Genomic DNA, 2,125 nt, shown 5'->3' on the forward strand with positions numbered 1-2,125 from the left:
GGATCTCACGACAGGGCAGGGGCCTGGTCAGCATTCAGCAACGATGTGGCGGCGAAGCCGCGCTGAATTAAAGTCGGGCTCTGCCCGATCCCGGCGGTCTCCGGACAATCAAGATCATCACAAAGCCCATTGCAAGCTGACTTTCAGATCCTTTTAGGCTGCGGGGATGCTGCTTTATTCTTGAAAAATATACAAAGAAATTGACAATAAAAAGAGTTTAATGCTATTATTATCGGGCACTTAGGGAATATTCTAAGCGCCACGCTCGCCGGTGTTACGAGGCGATGGAGTAACAAGAAAATGAAAACCAAGCTGCAACTAGCCAAGTACGGAAAATGGATTATCGCCGTGCTGTTATTGGCTACCGTCTTGGGTTCAGAGGTTGATTTCCGCTTTGTGTCCAAGGATTGGACGCTGGAACTTCACATCAAGTAACCCATAGGGGGCCGAAGTCTGGCCCCCACTTTCTCAGGGAGAGGTATCGTGAAAGATGAACTGAAAGCGGTCGGGATCGCGTTTCTGGTTGCCGGCACAGCCTTCGTGGCGACGAGTCGAGTGGACTTTAGGGCATCGGTAGCTAAACCCAGCTATCTGCATTTGGAGTGGCCCAGGAGCATGAGTAACCCGTTAATCACATTAGTAGCTGGAGAGATTCCGGCTCAAAGATAAAACAAGGGGTTTAAAGGTTGCCTTAGAAGTTGACAAAGTGCCGATTTTAAACGATAATTTGATAGTGGCCAGCAATTGCTGGCCCCCGTGTTTCGCCGGCGGTTTCGAGGCGAGTTAGGAGATTCCCACCATGAGTGCAACCGCACCCTGTTTGTCCAGCGCTCCGGCGTCTGTTTTCAAATTCCGCAAAGCGGCTTTTCCAGACTATTTGAGCGCGTACCGCGCTGAAATAGAGCAAACCGTTTTCTCGGTAATGGCAGAGTGGCAGCCGCAATTTCGTGGTGCTCAGTGGCTTTACCTTGCCACCAACTCCGCTGGCTTCTTCATGGAGCCGGTGATCAACGAGCGCCTCAAATTATTCAATCCTCGGAACCTGGTAGCTGTGCGCGCAGATGCGACGACCGCAGGCATGGCGTTGTCGTTGGTAGCGTTTACACGCCTTGGATGTTTCACCGGTGATCCCGTGTTTTATACGGCTTATAACCGATTGTGGCTCGACGCCATGGATTCGGCCAACGCCAACGACATCAAACGGCTAATCGCTTAACTGGAGCGCTACCCGCCACGTTACTCGTGGCGGGTAAGGGGCAAGATATGGACACGTTGATTTATTTGCGCAGTGCAGCCGATTTGGCGATGTACGACGATTTTGAGCTGGCCAACGTAGCAGGTGGTGGCTTGCATCGGTACTCGGTATTTGGTGTTGCGGGTAAGCGGCGAGACAGTTTGGGCGATTTTGTTACACGGCGTCATGCCGTGTTGTTTGCTGAGTTGTGCGAAAGCACCCGAGACCTTCGCAGGCAAATGCAACAGATAAAGTTCATGAGGAGGGACCGCCATGCGTCATTATGATCATCGAGCACGGGCTGTGATGAGAGCGTTTTCAAGACAAACGCCAATTCGTTTAGGGCCAATGACTGGGCGTGATTTTCGGGAATTGGTGAGGCATATCCAACAACGCAAGGAAACAGCGGCATGAGTTTACTGGGTAAGGAGGTTCGGTTTACAGCTCAATTCTTGAGGGACACCGGCCAGCACATTGGAGACTGGCCATTGAAGCGTGGAACGGTCGTTCGAGAATTACCGCTTAACGGAGGAAATTCTCTGGTAACCGTCGATGATGCGGCATTCGGTGAATGGAAGGCGCACAGTGCAAATATCGAGTTGGTTAAGAGCACAAGGAATTCGGTGGTAGACGAGGATTTCTCAGACGATCAGTTGCCTAGAAATATCGAAGACCGGATTGATGTTTACTGAAAGCACATTGAGATTACTGAGGTCGGGAACCTGATAGTTCTCGGCCAAAGCTTTCAGTTTGCTTCTGGCCATTTGGGCGCGCCCTACGGGGCGGGCTTCTCCGGGTTCGCTATTCGCTCATCCCGCCGGTGGCGGGACTGACGCCCTCCATATCCCTCGCGCTTCCGACCTCCGGCCGGTAAAGGATCCCCGCTGATCG

At 52.2% G+C, this 2,125-nt stretch carries 4 protein-coding genes; 3 read left to right on the top strand and 1 reads right to left on the bottom strand.

Annotated features, from left to right (window positions below; genetic code table 11):
* The first annotated feature begins 300 nt into the window (after positions 1-300).
* The 3 genes from KEHDKFFH_RS20515 (at position 301) to KEHDKFFH_RS19925 (ending at position 1,521) form a co-directional block, all read left to right on the top strand.
* Complete coding sequence (locus KEHDKFFH_RS20515; RefSeq protein ID WP_265734816.1) at positions 301-435, top strand: hypothetical protein; 135 nt, start codon at positions 301-303, stop codon at positions 433-435.
* A gap of 364 nt (positions 436-799) precedes the next feature.
* Positions 800-1,216: an antirestriction protein gene (locus tag KEHDKFFH_RS19920; protein WP_104323510.1), complete on the top strand. Its 417-nt coding sequence runs from the start codon at positions 800-802 to the stop codon at positions 1,214-1,216.
* A 47-nt stretch (positions 1,217-1,263) separates the two neighbouring features.
* A complete protein-coding gene (locus tag KEHDKFFH_RS19925) occupies positions 1,264-1,521 on the top strand; it encodes a hypothetical protein (RefSeq protein ID WP_104323511.1) in 258 nt (85 codons plus the stop codon).
* A 354-nt stretch (positions 1,522-1,875) separates the two neighbouring features.
* On the opposite strand, the gene KEHDKFFH_RS20520 is transcribed toward KEHDKFFH_RS19925, so the two are convergent.
* Positions 1,876-1,998: a hypothetical protein gene (locus KEHDKFFH_RS20520; RefSeq protein ID WP_277872187.1), complete on the bottom strand. Its 123-nt coding sequence runs from the start codon at positions 1,996-1,998 to the stop codon at positions 1,876-1,878.
* Between the last annotated feature and the right edge of the window lie 127 nt (positions 1,999-2,125).

The sequence above is a fragment of the Marinobacter maroccanus genome (genome assembly GCF_002933275.1).
Lineage (GTDB): Bacteria > Pseudomonadota > Gammaproteobacteria > Pseudomonadales > Oleiphilaceae > Marinobacter > Marinobacter maroccanus.